This window comes from Crossiella cryophila, assembly GCF_014204915.1.
GTDB classification, from domain to species: domain Bacteria; phylum Actinomycetota; class Actinomycetes; order Mycobacteriales; family Pseudonocardiaceae; genus Crossiella; species Crossiella cryophila.
In genome coordinates this window covers 5,778,184-5,798,298 of the sequence record NZ_JACHMH010000001.1, presented here as the reverse complement: position 1 = coordinate 5,798,298, position 20,115 = coordinate 5,778,184, and the positions used below count along the sequence as shown (strand labels likewise).

General features: G+C 71.0%; 16 protein-coding genes. 7 read left to right on the top strand and 9 right to left on the bottom strand.

Translation table 11 applies throughout. The features are described 5' to 3' along the window. The first annotated feature begins 49 nt into the window (after positions 1 to 49). On the top strand, positions 50 to 961 hold the full coding sequence (locus HNR67_RS25350) for an MBL fold metallo-hydrolase (protein WP_185004717.1): 912 nt from the start codon (positions 50 to 52) through the stop codon (positions 959 to 961). Beyond that, complete coding sequence (locus HNR67_RS25345) at positions 958 to 2,739, top strand: carboxylesterase family protein (protein ID WP_221490047.1); 1,782 nt, start codon at positions 958 to 960, stop codon at positions 2,737 to 2,739. The genes HNR67_RS25350 and HNR67_RS25345 overlap by 4 nt, the downstream gene beginning before the upstream one ends. On the opposite strand, the gene HNR67_RS25340 is transcribed toward HNR67_RS25345, so the two are convergent. After that, positions 2,720 to 3,436, bottom strand: a complete 717-nt coding sequence (locus HNR67_RS25340; protein WP_185004716.1) for a TetR/AcrR family transcriptional regulator — start codon at positions 3,434 to 3,436, stop codon at positions 2,720 to 2,722. The genes HNR67_RS25345 and HNR67_RS25340 overlap by 20 nt on opposite strands. A gap of 95 nt (positions 3,437 to 3,531) precedes the next feature. Between HNR67_RS25340 and HNR67_RS25335 the strand changes: the two genes are divergently transcribed. Continuing rightward, positions 3,532 to 4,209 carry an NAD(P)-dependent oxidoreductase gene (locus HNR67_RS25335; protein ID WP_185004715.1) on the top strand — a complete coding sequence of 226 codons (678 nt, stop codon included), beginning with the start codon at positions 3,532 to 3,534 and terminating at the stop codon, positions 4,207 to 4,209. 1,641 nt (positions 4,210 to 5,850) lie between these two features. On the opposite strand, the gene HNR67_RS25330 is transcribed toward HNR67_RS25335, so the two are convergent. The 3 genes from HNR67_RS25330 to HNR67_RS25320 all read right to left on the bottom strand — a co-directional run bounded on the left by HNR67_RS25330 (position 5,851) and on the right by HNR67_RS25320 (position 10,828). Beyond that, a complete protein-coding gene (locus HNR67_RS25330) occupies positions 5,851 to 8,178 on the bottom strand; it encodes a terpene synthase family protein (protein ID WP_185004714.1) in 2,328 nt (775 codons plus the stop codon). A gap of 536 nt (positions 8,179 to 8,714) precedes the next feature. Continuing rightward, positions 8,715 to 9,779, bottom strand: a complete 1,065-nt coding sequence (locus HNR67_RS25325; RefSeq protein WP_185004713.1) for a FecCD family ABC transporter permease — start codon at positions 9,777 to 9,779, stop codon at positions 8,715 to 8,717. After that, positions 9,776 to 10,828 (bottom strand): FecCD family ABC transporter permease, encoded by a 1,053-nt coding sequence (locus HNR67_RS25320; RefSeq protein ID WP_185004712.1) that lies wholly within the window; start codon positions 10,826 to 10,828, stop codon positions 9,776 to 9,778. The genes HNR67_RS25325 and HNR67_RS25320 overlap by 4 nt, the downstream gene beginning before the upstream one ends. Before the next feature lie 61 nt (positions 10,829 to 10,889). Here HNR67_RS25320 and HNR67_RS25315 point away from each other — a divergent pair, with 61 nt between their 5' ends. The 3 genes from HNR67_RS25315 to HNR67_RS25305 all read left to right on the top strand — a co-directional run bounded on the left by HNR67_RS25315 (position 10,890) and on the right by HNR67_RS25305 (position 15,257). Further along, a complete protein-coding gene (locus HNR67_RS25315; protein ID WP_185004711.1) occupies positions 10,890 to 12,632 on the top strand; it encodes an ABC transporter transmembrane domain-containing protein in 1,743 nt (580 codons plus the stop codon). Next, the gene (locus HNR67_RS25310) at positions 12,629 to 14,410 is read left to right on the top strand and encodes an ABC transporter ATP-binding protein (RefSeq protein WP_185004710.1); all 1,782 of its coding nucleotides are present in this window, start codon (positions 12,629 to 12,631) and stop codon (positions 14,408 to 14,410) included. The genes HNR67_RS25315 and HNR67_RS25310 overlap by 4 nt, the downstream gene beginning before the upstream one ends. Positions 14,411 to 14,900: 490 nt before the next feature. Beyond that, complete coding sequence (locus HNR67_RS25305) at positions 14,901 to 15,257, top strand: hypothetical protein (RefSeq protein WP_185004709.1); 357 nt, start codon at positions 14,901 to 14,903, stop codon at positions 15,255 to 15,257. A 123-nt stretch (positions 15,258 to 15,380) separates the two neighbouring features. Here the strand turns inward: HNR67_RS25305 and HNR67_RS25300 are convergent, their stop codons facing one another. The 4 genes from HNR67_RS25300 to HNR67_RS25285 all read right to left on the bottom strand — a co-directional run bounded on the left by HNR67_RS25300 (position 15,381) and on the right by HNR67_RS25285 (position 18,139). Continuing rightward, positions 15,381 to 16,385 (bottom strand): iron-siderophore ABC transporter substrate-binding protein, encoded by a 1,005-nt coding sequence (locus HNR67_RS25300; protein WP_246492591.1) that lies wholly within the window; start codon positions 16,383 to 16,385, stop codon positions 15,381 to 15,383. A gap of 32 nt (positions 16,386 to 16,417) precedes the next feature. Continuing rightward, on the bottom strand, positions 16,418 to 17,164 hold the full coding sequence (locus HNR67_RS25295) for an ABC transporter permease (RefSeq protein WP_185004708.1): 747 nt from the start codon (positions 17,162 to 17,164) through the stop codon (positions 16,418 to 16,420). 148 nt (positions 17,165 to 17,312) lie between these two features. Further along, positions 17,313 to 17,519, bottom strand: a complete 207-nt coding sequence (locus HNR67_RS25290) for a DUF7336 domain-containing protein (protein WP_185004707.1) — start codon at positions 17,517 to 17,519, stop codon at positions 17,313 to 17,315. Beyond that, positions 17,519 to 18,139 (bottom strand): hypothetical protein, encoded by a 621-nt coding sequence (locus HNR67_RS25285; protein WP_185004706.1) that lies wholly within the window; start codon positions 18,137 to 18,139, stop codon positions 17,519 to 17,521. Before HNR67_RS25285 ends, HNR67_RS25290 begins: the two co-directional genes overlap by 1 nt. 208 nt (positions 18,140 to 18,347) lie before the next feature. Between HNR67_RS25285 and HNR67_RS25280 the strand changes: the two genes are divergently transcribed. Then, entirely contained in the window at positions 18,348 to 19,565 is a 1,218-nt protein-coding gene (locus tag HNR67_RS25280) for a serine hydrolase domain-containing protein (protein WP_185004705.1), read from the top strand. On the opposite strand, the gene HNR67_RS25275 is transcribed toward HNR67_RS25280, so the two are convergent. Then, positions 19,562 to 20,068 carry a DinB family protein gene (locus HNR67_RS25275; protein ID WP_185004704.1) on the bottom strand — a complete coding sequence of 169 codons (507 nt, stop codon included), beginning with the start codon at positions 20,066 to 20,068 and terminating at the stop codon, positions 19,562 to 19,564. The genes HNR67_RS25280 and HNR67_RS25275 overlap by 4 nt on opposite strands. Positions 20,069 to 20,115 lie beyond the last annotated feature (47 nt).

Here is a 20,115-nt window from a genome sequence, read left to right as displayed (position 1 = left end):
GACCCTGGATCATTCCCGACCCGGCAGCACCGAACCTAGCGTGATCGGCATGAACACCATCACCCTCGGCGACGTCGAGATCAGCCGGGTCACTGAGTGGCAAGGCCCCTTCGCCCCTGTCAGCACCCTGTTCCCCACCCTGCCGCACAACCTCTGGCAGGCCAACAGTTCCTGGCTCAGCCCCGACCACTGGGACCCCGCCACGGACATGTACCTGGCCCGCACCCAGTCCTGGGTGCTACGCAGCGAGGGCCGGATCATCCTGGTGGACACCGGAATCGGCGACCAGAAGGAACGTCAGGTCCCCGCCTTCCACCACCTCGAGACCGGTTTCCTGGACCGCCTCGCAGCGGCGGGCGTGCGACCGGAAGACGTCGACCTGGTCGTCAACACCCACGCCCACGCCGACCACGTCGGCTGGAACACCCGCCTGCACAACGGCGAGTGGATCCCCACCTTCCCCAACGCCCGATACCTGCTGAGCACCCCCGAGAACACCTTCACCAACCCCATCAACAACATCCCCCGCCACTCCCCCTTCGGCGGCCAGACCCGCGACGACGCCCAGATCTACCTCGACAGCATCGCCCCACTGCACCACACCGGCCAACTGTCCACCTGGGACGGACCAACCCACCGGCTCGACGCCAACCTGACCCTGGAACTGGCCCCCGGCCACACCCCCGGCTCCGCCGTCCTGCGCCTGACCTCAGGCACCGACCGGGCCCTGTTCATCGGCGACATCGCCCACACCCCACTGCAACTGATCGAACCCGACCACGAGCCCTGCCTCAGCGAGGACGAACCCGCCGCCATCGCCACCCGCCGCCGGCTACTCGCCGAGGCCGCCGACACCAACGCCCTGATCATCCCGGCCCACTTCGGCGGCAGCGGCGCGGCCGAGGTCACCCGCGACGGATCGAAGTTCGCCATCACCAACTGGGCGGCGTTCACCAAATGAACACCGTGCACACAGCCCAGGGCCCCGTCCAGGGCGAACACCGCGCCGAGGTGACCGTCTACCACGCCGTGCCCTACGCCGCCCCGGTCCACGACCACGCACCAACCCCCACCGCTGCATCGCCCAGCCCAACCCAGCCAGCCCTCAGCACCGCGACGCTCCCCAATCCGGGCATCCGGGCTACCGCACCCAACAGCCCCTTCCCCACCTCATCCCCACCTGCTTCCGCCCCACCACTCCCTCAGCCGGCCATCCACCTGACCTCAGCCCCGGCAAACCCCTGCCGCCCTTCCCCTGCTCCGCCCCTCTCACCCCCAGATGCCCACACCCTCTCCGCCTCACCAGCCCCAACCCCACCGCCCACCCACCTAGGTGCCCGCACCGTCCCCGCCCCACCTGCCCCAACCCCGCCGCCCACCGCCCCAGGTGCCCGCCCCTTCGCCGCCCCGCCTGCCCCAACCTCACCGCCCGCCCATCCAGGTACCCGCACCACCGCTGTCCCACCTGCCCCAGCCCTCGCGCGCCCAGGTCTCCTGCCCACCGCCACCCCACCCGACACCCGCTTCACCGCCCCAACCCCACCCCCTCCCCGCCCCGGCATCCGCGACGCCACCACCCCCGGCCCCACCGCCCCAGCCCCACACCGCCCCACCCTCGGCCGCCTCGACCTCACCCCCCTCAACTCCCCCACCACCCCCGGCCCCGACTACCGCACCCTCACCATCTGGACCCCGCCCACCGCCACCACCCCTCGCCCCGTCCTCGTCTTCCTGCACGGCGGCGGCTTCCAAACCGGTTCCGGCTCCGCCCCGCTCTACGACGGCACCGCGTTCGCCCGCGACGGCATCCTGCTGGTCACCGTCAACTACCGCCTCGGCGCGCCCGGCTGGCTGCACCTGCCCGACGCCCCGGCCAACCGCGGCCTGCTGGACGTCATCGCCGCGCTGGAATGGTTGCGGGACAACATCTCCGCCTTCGGTGGCGATCCGAACAACATCACCGTGGCCGGTCAGTCCGCCGGGGCGATGCTGGCCACCGCACTGCTCGCCGCGCCCCGCGCGCACGGACTGTTCCGGCGGGTGATCAGCCAGAGCGGCAACCCGGCCGCCGTACTCACCCCGGAGCAGGCGTACCGGATCACCGCGGCACTCGCGGCCGAACTCGGGGTCGCGCCGACCGCGGCCGGGTTCACCGGCGTGGCGGACGCGGACCTCATCGCGGCACTGGGCCGGATTCCGTTGCCAACAGACGGCCCGTTGCGCGGCATCACACCGTTCGGCCTGGTCCTGGACCCGGACACACTGCCCCGGCCACCCACCGAGTCAGCGCTGCCGCCGGTGGACCTGCTGATCGGCATCAACACCGACGAGGCGAACCTCTACCTGGTCCCCACCAACCGCCACGCACCCTGGCTCACCACCGAAGCGCTCTTCGGCGCGGGCAGCCGACAGCTGGCCCAGGCACACGCCACGCAGCTACCTGGTCGAACACACCGATACGAGTTCGCCTGGCGCTCCGCGGCCTTCGACGGATCCCTGGGCGCCTGCCACTGCGTGGAACTGCCCTTCGTCTTCGCCACCACAGCCGTTCAGGAACTACACGGCGCTCAGTCCCTGCTCGGCCCCACCCCACCGTCACCGGAACTGGTCGCGCGCACGCACGCCGCCTGGAGCAGATTCATCACCACCGGCGATCCGGGCTGGCCCGCCTACACCACCGAAACCCCGCACACCATGCGGATCGACGAGCAGTGGACGCTCACCACTCCGGCGGAGTGAGTCCCAGCGAGACCACCAGATCCCGCAGTTCGTAGCCGTACAGCTCGGCGCTCTGGCCGGTCTGGGCGCCCAGGTGGCCGTAGATCTCCAGGGCGACCAGACCGTGCATCCGGCCCCACACCCGCAGTGCGAGGGCCACCCCGGCCGGCGGCAGCTTCGGGAAGTCGGCGCGAACCACGCTCACCAGTCCGGAGTCGAAGTCGGCCCACCGGTACCCGCCACCGCCCTGCCGCAGTTCCGCGCTGGGCCAGGCCGCCGCGACCAGTTCGACCAGTCCGGAACAGGCCCGGTGCGCGGGCCCGGGGGCGGCGCCGCCCTCCGGCACCGCGTAGCCGGGCACCGGGTCGCCGTAGATGAGCCGGAAGCCCTGCGGATTGGCCACCGACCAGCCGCGGAACGCCTCCCCCCAAGCGATGATCCGCCCAGCCGTGTCCTCGGCCGGCCGGGCATCCCGCGCCGCCTCCACCGCGTCCACCAGGTCGCCGTACACGCCCTGGATCAGCGTGGTGATCAACTCGTCCCTGGTCGCGAAGTAGCCGTAGATCGCGCCCGCGGTCATCCCCATCTCCCGGGCGATGGCGCGCAACGTGACCGCGTCCGGCCCGCCCCCGGCCAGCAACCGCAGGGCGATCGCCTGGATCTCCTCGGTCGTCTCGGCCCGCAGCCGCGCCCGCCGGTTCCGCGTCACATCTCGCACCCTTGACACTCTAAGCCGTGCGGATAGTATCCCCCGTGTATTTACTACACGCCGTTCAGTTCTCGAACAGCGTGCACCAGACTGGGGAGACAACCATGCGCATCGGCGTGTTCGGCGCCACCGGCGTCATCGGCAGCCGCATCGTCCACGAGGCGGTCACCCGTGGCCACGAGGTCACCGCCATCAGCAGATCCACCATTCCCACCAAACCCGGCCCGGTGACCTGGCGACAGGCCGAGATCAGCGACCCGGCAGCGGTCACCGAACTACTGCCCGGCCTGGACGTGCTCGTCAACGCGATCAACGCGGGCCGCGACATCGACGAGACCATCCGCAACGCCAACGCCCTGCCCACAGCAGCCCGCTCCCTGCTACGCGCCCTGGAATCCCACCCCCGCACCCGCCTGATCGTCATCGGCGGCGCGGGCAGCCTGGAAGTCAGCCCCGGCCAACAGATCGCCGACCTCGACGGCATCGCCGAGTCCCTCCCCACCGACCTGGGCACCCCACCCGAGTACCTCCAGGTAATCCGAGCCCACCGCGCGGCCCTCAACCTCTACCGCCTGTCGAACCGCGATTGGACCTACCTGAGCCCCTCAGCCCTGCTGATCCCCCCAGGCGAACGCACCGGCCGGTACCGCCTTGGCCGCAACCAACTGCTGGTCCGCGCCGACGGCACCAGCGCGATCTCCGCGGAAGACTTGGCGGTGGCGGTACTGGACGAGGTCGAACACCCGCGACACGTGGGCCTGCGTTTCACCGTCGGCTACTGAACAGGCGGACCATCCGGTTGCCCCGCGCGCACGGGAAAACCGGATGGCCACCCGTTTCGGCCGCCGTGTCCCACCATGGATCGCGTCGGCGCACGCACGGTACCAAGCCCCCGAACCGGACCTAACCACCTTCAGCCGTACCTAAAGCCCAACACAGGCACCCGGCGGAAAGGGCACCACGGCCCCGGCAGGAAACCAACCCCGGAAATAGCGGAAGCCGCCCGGTCCGGCAATGCGGAGGGCGGCTTCCCGATGACGAACGGCGATCACATCGGAGTAGCGCGGCAGGCACAGTGGCGTGACATCAGATCGACGCCCGCGCCCGCGCAGCTCCCCGGAGCCGTTCATCGTAACGCTGTGAGGTGGAGTTGTACTGCCACCAGAGTGACGCACCAACCCGGATGTCGCAACGTATTTACCAAAGATAGTCACCCAAGGTACCCCGCCCCCAACCCACCCAGGGCCCGACCCGCCCACCAAAACCACCCCCATCTCCCCAGATCCACACCGCAGCGCCTCTCAGCACGCCCCGGCGATCACCACCACCCGACGCTGTGAGCAGCGACAACACCCGGCGCAACGCCAACACCAGCCAACCCGGCCCCACCGCAGCCCGCAATCCCCGCGGTCTAGGCGCCCCCGAGAATCCCCATCGCAACCGCCTCAACCCACCGCACAACCCTCCATGCACACCCCGCGCCACCGAGCCCACGCAAACCCACCCCGCCGCGCTGCGCCGAGCCCACGCAAGCCCACCCCACCCGACGGGCCGCGCGAGTCCACCTCGCCCAGGAAGCCACCTCGCCGGGGAAGCCCCCACGCCCCACAAGCGCTCCCCACCCCGCACACGGCCGCGAGGCCGCGAGGCCGCGAGGCCGCGAGGCCGCGAGGCCGCGAGGCCGCGAGGCCGCGAGGCCGCGAGGCCGCGAGGCCGCGAGGCCGCGAGGCCGCGAGGCCGCGAGGCCGCGAGGCCGCGAGGCCGCGAGGCCGCGAGGCCGCGAGGCCGCGAGGCCAGAACAACATCGACCAGCCCGCCGCCCAGCAACCAGGTCACGCCAGTGCCGTCGCTACCGGTAACGCCGCCACTCCGGACTACCCGGTCCGGGCCACCCGCTCCGCTCGGCTCCAGCCCAAGTCGACTCCAGCCCAACCGCAGGCCGCCGCCCCAGCGACACCGACCACTCCGGCCGCCCGCCCCAAACGGCCCGTGCGCCCGACCCGGAGCTGCCACCCCCTGCTCACCCGACTGTCAGCACCCCGCCGACGATGAGCACCCCGCCGCCCCACCCGGCCCGTGCCCCGTGTTGCGCCCCTCGCTCACCCCAGTGCCAACGACCCCTCACTCAGCCGAGCCACCCACCCCACGGCCGAGCCACCCGACCGACCCGCCCCATGCCTGACGACTCCCGACCCTCGACCACCATGCCGTGTCGTGCCCCGCCCCGCGCACCGCTTCTTTCTGCGGAACGAAACGATCAGCACCAAAGGTTCCCCAGGCCATTCCTCTGTGAGCGAACAGCAGATTCTGGCCCGCAGCTGAAGCCCGGATAGCAAGGGGCACAACAGAAACCGCACATGTAACAACGTCGGCTACGCCCTGAATGGACATAACCGACGTTGGGGGTTGCGGTGAGCGCTCGATCAGTGCACCGGCTCCGTGATGGGCTTCAGACGGGCCGCGGAGGTGCCCAGTCCGGTGGGGCCACCGAGCGACTGGGAACTGGTCGAAGTCCCTGGTGCCGAGGTGGGGGCAGGCGTCGGGACTGGTCGGGCCGGGGCCGATGGGGGCAGGCCCGGCCGAGGAGCGGTGGCGGGGGTTGGCGGGGCGTTGTGGCGGAGGAGGTCTGCCTCGTTGTAGCGGATGCAGTCCTCGTGCCAGATGCGGATGCCGGCCATCCAGCGTTTGAGTTCCTCGGCGTAGCCCAGCAGGACCTGCTGGGCCTTGCGGTCGAGTTTGTGGTCGCGGAACAGGGCCGGGAACTCGACGGCGAGGATGTGCTCGAACTGTTGCATGCGTTCGGTCATCAGCTTGTTGACCACCTGGGCGGCGCGGTCGCGGTCGCAGTCCAGGAAGTTCTGCACGACCAGTACCGCGTTGTGCAGCTCGCCCTCGAACTGGATCTCCTTCTGGTAGGAGAACATGTCGTTCATCAGGCAGGAGTAGTCCTGGGCCGACTTCTCCAGCGCCTGCACCGGCCTGGAGCGGTAGATCTCCGCTGGCACCGCTTGGCCCAGTTGCAGGCGGCACAGCGCCATGGTCATGTCCGAGCCGAAGGTGGCGCGGCGCATCTCCACGTAGTCGACCGGGTCCGGGATGCGGTTGGCGAACTGGTTCTCCAGTTCCCACACCCAGCTCTCCAGCATGTCCTCGTTGGCCTTGCGGAAGGACTTGCGGTGTGCGGAGGTCAGCGGTCCCGCGGTGCGCGTCCACAGGTCGGCCAGACCGCGTTCCACCGCGTTGACCGGGGTCGCGGTCTGGGCCAGGTCCAGCGGCATGAACAGCTTGAGGCGTTCGGTCTGCAGCCGGGCGGCGGCCAGGTCGCGCCTGCTGCCGAAGTACACCGGGTAGAAGTCGTCGGCGTAGGTGCCCCAGGCCAGCCAGCCGGAGCTGAGGTCCAGGCCCTCGGGAGTGGCCTCGGGGTGGATGCCCGCGGCGCACAGCGGCAGGTCGTAGTCACGGATCTTCTGCTCGTCCCACACGGTCCGGCCAGCCAACGCGGGGTGCGGCTCGTCCAGGATGCCCATCTCCTTGGCCCAGATCACCAGGTTCTCCCTGGCCTGGTCAAGGTGCGGGCTGAGTGTGGTGCTGAAGGGCAGGTAGAAGTCCGGGCGTGGCAGCGGGCCGCACTGCCGGAACGGCACGTTGCCGAAGCTGCGCAGGCGTTGCGGCATGGTGCGCGCGATGGACGGGATGATCGCCGCCGAGGTGCCAAGGCCGTTCGGGCCGCCGATGCCCGACGGGGATGCCTTGCCGCCCTTGTTCATGTACCGGCTCGACCGCATGTGCCACTCGTGCCCGCCGGACTGCCAGTCCTGCAGCCCCTTCACATACGCCAGCACCTCCAGGCGCTGCTGCGGGGTGACCGCGAACCGCTCGAACAGCGGCGGCAACTCCACCAGCGCGGTGTGCTCGAACTGGTGCAGCCGCGAGGTGAGCAGGTCGTTGACCGCCTCGGCCGCCTCCTGAGTGGGGATCTCCAGGAACCGCTCGAATACCAGCACGCCGTTGCTGAGTTCGCCCTCGTCGAGCACCTCGCGCTCGTAGGAGAACAGGTCGTTGCGCAGGTGCACCGCGTCGGAGAAGGTGTCCCGCAGCACCTCCAGCGGCCGCGAGGCGGCGATGACCTCGGGCACCTCGACCCCGGCGGCGTGTTCGATCAGGTTGGCCGACCAGGGCGCGCCGCCGACCTTGCGGCGCATCTCGATGTACTCGATCGGGTTGGACACCCGGTCGGCGTTGATGTTGGACAGTTCCCACATCGACTCGTCGAGCAGGTTCTTGGTGCTCTCCACGAACCGCCGCCGCCAGTCCGCCGAATGCGCGGGCACGGTGCGGTTCCAGAGGTCCTCCAGGCCCTTCTCCACCGGGTTGGTCGGCGTTTCGGTGATCGGCCCGGTGATCGGCATGAACAACCGCAGCCGGTCCAGGTAGTCGACCGCGTTCTGCAGGTCGTGCGTGCGCTTGTACATCTCCAGGAAGTGGTCGTCGAAGTAGAAGACCCAGACGTACCAGTCGGTGATGAGGTTGAGCGTCTCGGTGTCGCAGTCGGGGTGGGTGTAGCTGCACAGCAGGGCGTAGTCGTGCGAGTCGAGGTCGTGTTCGTCCCAGATGGGCACGCCGTGCTGGGGCACGTCGATCATGTCCATCTCATACGCCCACGCCTTGCTGTGGACGCGCGCCGCCTCCAGGCCGGGGTTCAGCCGGGCAGGGTAGGGCATGTAGAACTCAGGCAGCTCGAATGGCTGCATAACCTCGCACCTGTGCCTTCTTGCGGGGACGACCGGAACCGGCGACGCAGGGTTCGCCTGGGGCCAGGCAACCAGGCCGGATCGGCCGGGCTCAACCACTCCAGGGTGGTTGCACACTTTCGGGAGTGGTCATCGCTCGACCAGCCCAACCGGTGATCACGGAGATGACGGAAGGTACCGGGGGTGGGCCGCATTTGCCCGGGTTTGATCACAGCAAACCCTGACCAGGTGGCGGTACCAGAGGTGTTTACCCAGGTCGCCCGCTTCCCGCACTCGGTCACCTGTTCGGTGTGAGCAAGGTGGCGCCCCGCGAGACGGGGGCGCGGGCGCGGGGCGCCACCTGGGTCAGGGATCCGCAATCGTTGGGGCCGTGCGGAAACGCTGGGAAGACCATGACTCACGAACGGCCGGGATGATTGCTCCCGCAACACGTTCGTGTCCTGATCGAGGCGGCCGCGCAGCCTGCGGTTTCGGTCGTGTCCACGGTTGCCCGGTTGCTGTTGGCTGTTGTTGGACACGGTGTTGGATCGGCGCGGCTACCGGCCCCGGCGCCACTCGTGGACCAGCAGCCACACCAGGTACAGCCCGCCGATCCCGCCGGTGACGATGCCCACCGGGAGCTGCACCGGCGCGAAGATCCGTTGCACCGCAAGGTCGCTGACCAACAGCAGCGCGGAGCCCATCAGCGCCGAGGCGAACAGGTTGGGCCCCGGCGCGGCGGTGAGGCGGCGGGCCAGCTGCGGGGCGGCCAGTGCCACGAATGCGATCGGCCCGGCCGCCGCGGTGGCCAGCGCGGCCAGGGTGACGCTGATGCCCAGCAGCGCCAGGCGGGTGCGTTCGACCCGCACTCCCAGCGTGGCCGCCATCTCATCACCCATCTCCAGCACCGAGAACCTGCGCCCGTAGTACAGCGCGATCGGCAGCAGCACCGCCATGGCCGCCACCAGCGGCAGCAGGTGGTTCCAGGTGCGGCCGTTGAGGGTGCCGGTCTGCCAGGCCTCCGCGGCCAGCGCGAGGTGCAGGCTGGAGCTGGTGATCAGGTACAGGTTGACCGAGAGCAGCAGGCTGCTCAGCCCGATGCCGACCAGCACGAGCCGGAATCCCTGCACACCGCGGGAGAACGCGAGCAGGTAGGCCACGACCATGGTCAGCCCGCCGCCGATCAGCGCGCCGAGGGAGATCGCGGCCATGCTGCCCTGGAACCAGACGATGACCAGGATGGCGCCGGTGGCCGAGCCGGTGGTGAAGCCCATGAAATCGGGGCTGCCCAACGGGTTTCGGGTCAGGCTCTGCAGCACCGCGCCGCTGACCGCCAGCGCCGCGCCGACCAGCAGTCCGGCCACCACCCTGGGCAGGCGCAGGGTCACCACGATGAACTCGGTGGGGCCGTCGCCCAGTCCCAGCAACGCGTTGACCACCTCGCCGGGGGTGAGCGGGAAGTCGCCGGTGGTCATGCCGAACACGCCTGCGCTGGCCGCGGCCAGCGCCAGCAGCAGGCACATCAGCAGGGTGCGCGGGGCCAGTCGCAGGGACAACCAGCCCCTGTGGATACGCAACACCCGGCCGCGGATCGGCGTGGTACGTTCCTGAACGCGGGTCATGAGTGCACCAGCTTCCGGCGGCGGCACAGGGCGAGGAACACGGGCGCGCCAAGGAAAGCGGTCACGATCCCCACCGCCAGCTCGGCGGGCGCGACGAGCAGGCGGCCGAGGATGTCCGCGCCCAGCAACAACATCGGCGCGAGCACCGCGGAGAAGGGCAGCACCCAGCGCTGGTCGGCGCCGACCAGCAGCCGGGCGAGGTGTGGCACGGCGAGGCCGAGGAAGCTGATGGGTCCGGCCGCCGCGGTGGCCGCGCCGCACAACACGGTGATGGCGAGCGCGCCGAGCCAGCGGGTCCGTCCCATGTGGACGCCGAGGGCGCGGCCGGTCTCCTCGCCGAGGGCGAGTCCGTTGAGCGGGCGGGCAAGTCCGAGGGCGAGCAGGATGCCCGCGCCCAGGAACGGGGCGACCACGGTCACCACGTCCATCCGGCGGCCGGCCAGCGAGCCCGCGTTCCAGTAGCGGAACTGGTTGAACGAGGCCGGGTCCAGCAGCAGCACGGCGGTGTTGAAGGCGAGCAGCACCGCGGTGATCGCCGCTCCGGCCATGATCAGCCGGTCCGGCGTGACCGCGGCCCGGCCGGTGGAACCGAGCACATAGACGACGAGGGAGGCGATAGCGGCACCGGCGAAGCCGAGCACGATCGATCCGGTGGTGCCGGACACGCCGAGGAAGGCGATGCCGATCACCACCGCGGTGGAGGCGCCCATGGTCACCCCGAGCAGTCCGGGATCGGCCAGGGCGTTGCGGGACAACGCCTGCATCAGGGCGCCGGAGAGTCCGAGCGCGGCGCCGACGAGCAGGCCCAGCAGGGTGCGCGGGATGCGCAGCTCGTGCACGATGACCGCTTCGGCGGAGCCGTCGTTGTGCCACAACACCGACCAGATGTCAGCGAAGGGAATCGACTTCAGCCCGAACCACACACTGAGCAGGCACACCACCGCGAGCGCGAGGACCGCGAGCAACAGTCCACCGGCACGCAGCGCGATCCCACGGGCACGGGCCGTGCGCGGTGGCGAACCCCCGCGTGTGGCGAGCACCTCGACCATTTGATCTCCATCCCCAGTCGTACTCCGTTACCGTAGCCTTACCTAACTGGGAGGTGACGGGGTGCCCGTCGGAACTACGTCGGGCCGCGCCGTCCTGACCCGCGCGATCCTCGGCCAACGCGGCCTCACCGCGTCCTCCGCCGTACTGGCGGCCAGCCATCAGACCGGCGAGGCACTGGTGCCGGTGCTGATCGGCGTGGTGATCGACCGGGCCGTCTCCACCGGCTCGCTCAGCTCGTTGCTGTGGTGGCTGGGCGTGCTGGTGCTGGACTTCGTGCTGCTGTCGCTGAGCTTCCGGTTCAGCGCGCGGCTCGGCGAACGGGCGGCGGAACAGGCCGCGCACCGGTTGCGGATCGAGTTGACCGAGCGGGTGCTGGACCCGCGCGGTGGCGCGGAGACCGGCCGGTTGTCGGGCGAGCTGACCAGTGTGGCCACCGGCGACGCGCAGCGGGTCGGCGCGCTGAACATGGGCCTGCCCGCCGGACTGGCGGCGGTGGTGGCACTGGTGGTCGGCGCGGTGGCGTTGCTGCGGGCGTCCTGGGTGCTGGGTGCGCTGGTACTGGTTGCCGCGCCGTTGTTGCTGTGGGCGGCGCGGGCGCTGGGACGTCCCCTGGAACGACGTAGTCACGCCGAGCAGGACCGGGCGGCGCTGGCTTCGGGGGTCGCGGCGGACCTGGTGGCCGGACTCCGGGCGTTGAAGGGCATCGGCGCCGAACAGGCCGCGACCGCGCGGTACGCCACGATCAGCGGCGAGTCGATGGCCGCGGCGGTGCGCGCGGCGCGGGCGCAGTCCTGGCTGGACGGTTCGATGACCATGCTCACCGGGATCTTCCTCGCGGTGGTCGCCCTGGTCGGGGCGAACCTGGCCGCGAACGGGACGATCACCGTCGGCGAACTGGTCACCGCGGTCGGGCTGGCGCAGTTCCTGTTGTGGCCGTTGACGTTGTTCTCCTGGGTGAGCAAGAACTTCGCGCAGGGCCGGAGTTCGGCCGACCGCATCGCGGCGGTGCTCTCCACTCCCCCGCTGCTGCCCGCCGCGACGGCCGAGTTGCCGGCGAATCCAGCCGGTTCGCTGGCTGTGGACAGCCGGAATGGATCACTGGATTTCAGTGCTATCGTCGAGGCGGGCGAGTTCCTGGGCGTGGTGGCCGTGGACCCGGCCGAGGCGGCGATGCTGGTGCGCTGCCTGGGTCGTGAGGTGGAACCCGAGTCGGGTGAGCTGTGGCTCGACGGGGTCGCGTTGTCCACTGTGGATGCTCGACTGGCGCGGTCGGCGGTGCTGGTGGCGGCGCACGACGCGGAGCTGTTCGAGGGCACGGTGCTGGAGAATGTCCGCGCCGCGACCAAACCGGGCACGGCGGTTCCTGGCGCATCGGCAACGGATCCCGTTGACAGCGGGTCGATTCCGCCAGAGCTGACCAAGGTGTTGGTCGCGGCGGGAGTGGACAGCGTGGCCGAGGTGCTGCCCGCGGGACTGGACACCGCGGTGAGTGAGCGCGGGCGGTCGCTCACCGGCGGGCAGCGGCAACGGGTCGCGCTGGCGCGTGCGCTGGCGGCGGATCCCGTGGTGCTGGTGCTGGACGAGCCGACCACCGCGGTGGACGCGGTGACCGAGGCTCGGCTGGCGGCCGGGATCCGGGAGGTCCGGCGTGGACGTACCACGGTGGTGGTGGCGTCCAGTCCGGCGTTGCTGGCCGTGGCCGATCGGGTGTTGCTGGTGACGCGGGGGCGGGTTGTGGCGCAGGGGCGGCATGTGGAGCTGGCGGCGGGCAACGCCGACTACCGGGCGGCGGTGCTGGGATGAGGGAACTGCTGCCGGTCGCGGATGGGCGGCGGACCTGGGCCGCGGTGTGGGCTTTACTGCGGCTGCACCGGGGATTGGCCCTCGGCGGATTCCTGGTGTTGTTGCTGGGCACCGCGGTCGGGTTGGTGACGCCCTGGTTACTGGGCCGGATCGTCGACCTGGTGGCGGGGCGGGACGCGGCCGACGCCATCGCCTGGTCGGTGGGCTGGCTGGTGGTTGTCGCCCTGGTCCAGGGTGTGGCCACCGCGGGCGGCGTGGCCATGGTGGCACGGCTGGGCGAGGGCATGCTGGCCCGGCTGCGGGAGAGGTTTGTCGCACGGGCACTGGAGTTGCCGCTGGGCGAGGTGGAGCGGGCCGGGTCGGGTGACCTGACCGCGCGAGTCACCCGGGACGTTGCCGTGGTGGCCGACGCGGTGCGCAACGCGGTGCCGGTGCTGGCCCGATCGGGGCTGGCGATCGTACTGACCTTGGCCGGATTCGCGGTGCTGGACTGGCGATTCCTGCTCGCCGCCCTGCTCGCGTTGCCGGTGCAGGTGCAGGCCGTGCGCTGGTACGGCGGGCGGGCGTTGCGGGTGTACGCCGACCACCGGGTGGCGGTGGGTGCCCAGCAGCAGCAACTGCTGGACACCATCGGTGGCGCTTCGACGGTAAGGGCGCTGGGGATGGGTGACCAGCAACTCGGCCGGGTGCGGGAGCGGTCGACGTCCGCGGTGTCCCTGGCGTTGCGCGGGATCCGGCTGGTCACGCAGTTCTACGGCCGGGTCAACACCGCTGAGCTGATCGGACTGGGCGCGGTGCTGGTGGCCGGTTTTGTGTTGGTGGCACAGGGATCGGTGTCGCTGGGCACCGCGACGGCGGCCGCGCTGTACGCGCACAACCTGTTCAACCCGGTCGGCGCGGCACTGGCCCTGGCCGATGACGCCCAGTCTGCGGCGGCGAGCCTGGCCCGGCTGGTGGGCGTGGCCGACCGGCCCGCGGTGGTCGAGCCCGCGGGCGCGGTGGTCCCGCTGGACACCACCGTCAAGGTCACCGGCGTGACCTTCGGCTACGTCCAGGGACACGAGGTGCTGCACGGGGTCGACCTGGAACTGGCGCCGGGCGAGCGGGTGGCGCTGGTCGGCGAGAGCGGAGCGGGCAAGACCACCCTGGCCAAGTTGATCGCAGGGGTGCGCGAGCCGACCGGCGGCACGGTGACGGTGGGTGGCTTGCCGTTGGCCGAACTGGCACTACGGCGGACAGTGGCCCTGGTGACGCAGGAAGTGCACGTGTTCGCCGGCTCCCTGGCCGCGGACCTGCGCCTGGCACGACCCGAGGCATCCGAGGCGGAACTGCGCTCGGCGCTGGACCGGGTGGGAGCACTGGCGTGGGCCGATGGACTACCGGACGGACTGTCCACTGTGGTCGGTGAAGGCGGCCATCGCCTGACCGTCGCCCAGGCCCAGCAGCTGGCACTGGCCCGGCTGGTACTGGCGGACCCACCCGTGGTCATCCTGGACGAGGCCACCGCCGAAGCGGGCAGCGCGGGCGCCCGGGTGCTGGAGCAGGCGGCGATGGCGGCGCTGGCCGGACGAACGGCATTGGTGGTGGCACACCGGTTGACCCAGGCCGCGGCGGCGGACCGGGTGGTGGTGCTGGCAGGTGGCCGGGTGGTGGAGTCCGGGGCGCACGCGGAGTTGTTGCGGGCCGGTGGTCGGTACGCCGAGTTGTGGGCGGCCTGGTCAGACGGGCGGGGCGGTTCCGCGACGGCAACGCCGGTTAGGGTGGTTTCTATAGAGTGACGGCGTGTTCTAGCTGCGGTTTTGGGGCGGTTCGCGCAGAGCGGAATGGCCTCGCGGAACTTCGACCACTGATCGTTTCGTTCCGCAGAAAGAAGCGGTGCGCGGGGCGGGACGGAGTGGTGGGCCGGAGTGAGGCGAGCCAGGCCGCGTCGTGGTGTGGTGTGGTGGAGACGGCAACGGTGCGCCGGATGACGCGAGGATGGCGGCGCTGGATCGGTTGACGCCGGTCGCCGTGGCGCTGGATCCGTTGACGCCGGGTGCGGCGGCGGTGCACCAGTTGACCCCGGACGCGTCTTGATGCCGGGCGCATCAGCGGACCGGGTGGTGGTGCTGGCCGACGGATCGGTGCCCCGGGACTGGGCGGCGGCGCGCTGACTCCGGCGCCGACCGGCGCGAGCAGGAAGCGGCGGCTGGCCCGAGCGACGGCGGGAAAGACGGCGACCGGTCGCCACCACGGCAGGAACCGCACGCGGCCGGAGCGACAGCGAGCATGGCGCGCGGCCGGAGCCGGGTGTGGAGTGGCGCGTCGGCCACGACGCGAGCCGGAGGCAGGCGTGACTCGCGGACCGCGGATCGCCGCCCCACCCGCACCCGCCGGGGAAAGATCGCGATCGAGGTAGTGGCCGGGCCGCGGGCCGGGCAGGCGAGCAGCGCCAAGATCGGAGCAGCGCGCAGCGTCGAGGTCGGAGCGGCCCGGCGCGGCGCGCGGACTGGGTTGCGGCACGCGGGCTGGGATGACGGGACGGGACCGGACGACGCCGGCGCGGCGCGGCTGGGCTGGGCGGGGCTGGCGGAGCGGGGCTGGCGGAGCGGGGCTGGCGGAGCGGGGCTGGCGGAGCGGGGCTGACGGAGCGGGGCTGGCGGAGCGGGGCTGACGGAGCGGGGCTGACGGAGCGGGGATCCGGCCGCCAAGCCGCGACGAGCGCGCTGGCCGGCGGCCGGATCCCCGGTGGCTACCTCCTCGCGTCGCTCACTTCTTCGCGAGCAGGGGCACCAGGTGTTCCAGGGCGTACGGCATGCTCAGGACGGTGTTGAAGGAGATGGCGGCGCCGATGGGGGGTTCGTTGTACGGGACGAACATGTCGCGCTTTTCCTTGAAGACCTTCAGGCGCTGGTAGACCGGGTCGGCCTTGACCTTGGTCTCGGCGTTGGTGTCTTCGGTGAGCCAGACCAGGCGGTCGACCTCGAACAGGTCGGGCAGGCCTTCGGAGCCGACCTCGATGATGTTCTGCTCCTTCGGGGCCTGGCGCAGGCGGTCTGGGGTTTGGAAGCCCAGGTCCAGGAGGAAGGCGAGTTTGGGGTCGTGGGCGGCGAAGGCGGCGTAGATGCCGGGCTGGAAGGCGTCGGCTACCAGGGCCGTTTGCTTTGACCACTCGGGGTGGTCGGCGCGGATCTTGGCGAAGCGGTCCTTCAGGGCGGTGATCTTGGCGTCGAGTTCCTTGTCCTTGCCAAGGGCCTTGCCGATGGTGCGGGCCATCTCCTCCCACGGGGTGGCGTAGTCGGGGTGCTTGGCCGACTGGGCCACCACGGGGATGTTGAGCTTGGTCAGGGTCTCGTACTGCTCCTTCTTGATCCCCGAGTAGCCCGCGATCACCAGGTCGGGGCGCAGCGAGGCGACCTTCTCCATGTTGATGTCGTCGCGCTCGCCGACGATGGTGGGCTCGGTGCCGGCCCACTTCTCCTTCTGCCACGGGAAAACACCGAAGGGGCGTTCCTTGAACCAGTCCACGACGCCGACCGGCTTGACGTCCAGCGCGAGCGCGGTCTCGTGGTCGGACAGGCCCAGGGTCACCACGCGCTGGGGGCGCTTGGTGATCTCGGTGGTGCCGTACTTGTGCTCGATCTTCACCGGGAAGACGCCGTCTCCCCCGCCCTGCTCCGCCGGGGAGTTCGTACCCGCCGATCCGCAGGCGCCGGCCACCAATGTGGCAGCCAGGGCGAGGGCCACGGCGGGCAAAGTTGTTCTCTTTGACATGTGCTTCCTCCCAGTAACGTGCTTAGGGAAGCCTAACCTTCGCCTCGGGGTGTGCCGAGGCGGCCCCGGGCGATCAGTTCGACCGTGACCAGCACCGCGACCGCTTCCACGGCCAGTAGTCCGATGAGCACAACCAGTTGGGTGGCACCGGCTTCCAGCGGCGTCGCGCCGCCGAGCAGCATGCCGACGAACGCGCCGGGCAGGGTCACCAGGCCGACCGTGCGGGTCTGGTCCAGGGCGGGCAGCAGGGCCTGGCCGGCGGTGGGGCGGCACAGTTCGAGGACCGCCTCCCGCGGTGGCAGGCCCAGGGCGAGGGCGGCCTCGTACTCGCCGTGGCGGGTGTGCCACTCGTGCAGGCCGCGGCGACCGGCCTGGCTGGTGGCGGTCATGGCGCCGCCGATGAGGATGCCCGCGGTGGGCAGCACCGCGATCGGTTGCGGTGGCACGATTCCGCTGAACACGAGCAGGAGCAGCACGGGCAGCGCGCCGCCCGCGATGGCCAGGGTGAGCCAGCCGCTGTGCCGGAGGCCGCCGAGCCTGCGGGCGGCGGTGAGCACCGCGACCGCGCACATCACGGTGATGAACAGCGCGGTCCAGCCCGCCGAGCGCAGCACTGCCAGCAGCACCAGCGAGATCAGGGTGAGTTGCAGGACGGCGCGGGCCGCGGCGGTGAGCACCGGGCGCGCCGGGCCGAGGCCGCCGAGGCGGACCACCGCGGCGGCGGCCACGGTCAGCAGCAGGAGCACGACCGCCAGTGACGGTCCGAGGTCAACGCGCACCGGCGCAGTCTCCCGCGCCGAGCCGGCCCCTCGCGTCGAGTCAGGCTGCGGCGCCGAGGCAGGCAGCCGGGCCGAGGCCAGACTCTCGCGCTGGATCAGGCTGCCCAGCCGGGCAGACCTCGGCGCCGCGCTGGGCCGCCGCGGCGGGTCAGACCGTGAGGAAGCCCTCCGCCCACTGGTCCGAGTTGACCCGGTACTCCGCGATGTGGAAGCCGCTGGGCTCCTCCCGGAAACCGGGTAGCGCGCGCGAGCGCTCCACCCTGGCCTCGGCCTCGGTGCGGGTCGCGTAGACGCCCAGCAGCTTCTCGTCCCGGCCACCGAGATGACTGGTGTGCCACAACAGGTAGACGTACATCAGTGGGTGCGTCCCCTTCCGGACGGGGGTGGCGGTCCCTGGTACGGCGGCCAGGCCACCGCGGGTGGGTAGGGTGGTGGTATCTGCGACACCTCGGCGGCACGACGCCCGCGCCGGCGGCGCGACCACCACAGCAGGGCGATCAGCCCGAGGGTCAGCAGCACCGCGACGGCGATCAGCGTGAACAGCACCCAGTACCCGAGGCCACCGTCGCCGGTGTCCTCCTCCAGTGCCGGGTTGCGCTCGCCGAGGCGGTCGATCAGCTCGGCGCGGTTGACGCGGCTGACCAGCCTGCCGTCGAGGGTGATCTCCAGTTCGTCGATCCGGCGTGGGTAGGTGTCCCAGACGACCTTGGCCACGCCCTGCGCGGTCTGTTCCGCGTCGGCGCGCGGGTCCCGCTGCTGTGCCTGCACGCGCAGCCGGACCAGCCCGCTGGACTCGGTGGACTGGTGGGTGGAGACCTGCTGCACACCGGCCTTCTCGATGCGCTGGCCGAGTTCCATCAACTCGGTCAGCGTCGCACAGCCGGTGATTGTGAGCGCACACAACGCCACCACCAGGGCGAGCAGCCGGCGGGAATGGCCGGGGTGCTCGGTGATCGGCGGCGTGGGTGTGGACACGGCACCAGTGTTACCGGGGAAACGGCCCGGACGCTTGTGTTGGGGTCATAGGGAAAGCGGCACGAGATCGGACCGTCATCTTTCGGGCTCCCTGGCGTGCCGCAACACCGAACGGCAAAGTTTGCGTCGCGGTACGGACACGTATGGACCTTTTTCCCGCTTCCAGGACGTAAGCCTCTAGCCCTGGACCAACCCCAGGAGGACACCCGTGCCGGTCCACGGACTGTGCACCCCGCGTTTCGCCGGGGTGCGCGCGGAGTTCGAGCGCAATCTGGCCGAACGTGGCGAGGTGGGCGCCTCGGTGCACCTGACCGTGGACGGGGAGACCGTGGTCGACCTGTGGGGCGGGCTGGCCGATCCGGTGCGGGGCAGGCGCTGGACCGACTACACCTTCACCCACATCTGGACCGCCACCCAGGGCGCGACCGCGCTGTGCGCCCACCTGCTCGCGGTGCGTGGTCAGCTCGACCTGCTCGCCCCGGTGAGCCGGTACTGGCCGGAGTTCGGCAAGGGCGGCAAGGACTCCGTGCTCGTCGGCCAGCTCCTGGACCACCAGGCCGGGTTGCCGGGGTTGCGGGAGCTGTTGCCGCACGGGGCCTTCTACGACTGGGAGCTGATGACCGAGCACCTGGCCGCGGCCGAACCGCTGTGGACCCCGGGCGCCCGGCACGGTTTCCACGCCTTCACCTTCGGTTTCCTCATCGGCGAACTCGTCCGGCGGATCACCGGCGGTTCCCTGGCCCAGTTCTTCGAACGCGAACTCGCCGGACCCCTGGACCTGGATTTCTGGCTGACCCTGCCACCGGATCTGGACGAGGCGGCCGCGCCGATGGTCCCGCAGCCGGAGCTGTCCGAGCTGATCCCCACCATGCACCTGACCGCGATCACCGACCCCGACTCCCCCGCCGGCCGGGTACTGCTCAACAACGGCGGCTACCTGGCACCCGGCGAAGCCGACTCACGCGCCGCCCGCGCGGCGGTGCTGGGCGGCACCGGCGGGCTGACCAACGCGCGCGGGCTGTCCCTGCTGTACCGGCCGCTGGCCGTGGGCGGCAGTGTGGACGGGTTGCGGTTGCTGGACCGGGCCGCGGTGGCGCGGGCCGGGGCGGTGAGTTCGGCCGGGTCCCTGGACGCGGTGACGCTGGTGCCCAGCCGGTACAGCCTCGGGTTCAGCAAGGCCTGCGACAACCGGCATCTGCCGCCCGCGGACCGGGAGGGCGTGCTGTGGTCCGAGCAGGCGTTCGGGGCCTGCGGGATGGGCGGGGCGGTCGGGTTCGCGGATCCGGGTGCGCGGATGTCGTTCGGGTATGTGATGAACCGGCAGGGGCCGGGGTTGGGTGTGAACGAGCGCGGTCAGGCGCTGATCGACGCGGCCTACCGGGGGCTGGGGTACCACCGGGTCAACGGCGGGATCTGGTTCCGCTAGGCGCCGGTCACGCCGTCGATGGCCTCGCGCAGGAAATCGGCGTGGCCGTTGTGCCGGGCGTACTCGTGGATCAGGTGCAGCATGATCATCCGCAGTGACACGTGCTCGCCCCAGCGCGGCTGGTAGCCGGTGACCTCCAGGGATTCCGCGGCCAACTCGATGCGGCGGGAGTGCTCGATCTCGTTCTCCCAGGCCGCGAACGCCTCTTCCCGGGTGCAGTCCGAGGCATCGTAGGCGGCCTGGAAGTCGAAGCTGTCCGACCAGACCAGCGGGATGTCCTCGGCGTTGATCACGCGGCGGAACCAGGTGCGTTCGACCTCGGCCATGTGCCGGACCAGGCCCAGCAAGGACAGCGTCGAGGGTGGGGAGGACTGGCGGCGGAGGTCCTCTGTGGACAGATCCGCGCACTTCATGGCCAGGGTGGCGCGGTGGAAGTCCAGGTAGACGCGCAGGGTCTCGCGTTCGTCGCCCTGGCGGGGCGGGTCCGGGCGTTCGGTGATCACCAGGGCAGGGTAACCGGCGGCGCCGGTGGGCGCCGCCGGTTTACCCC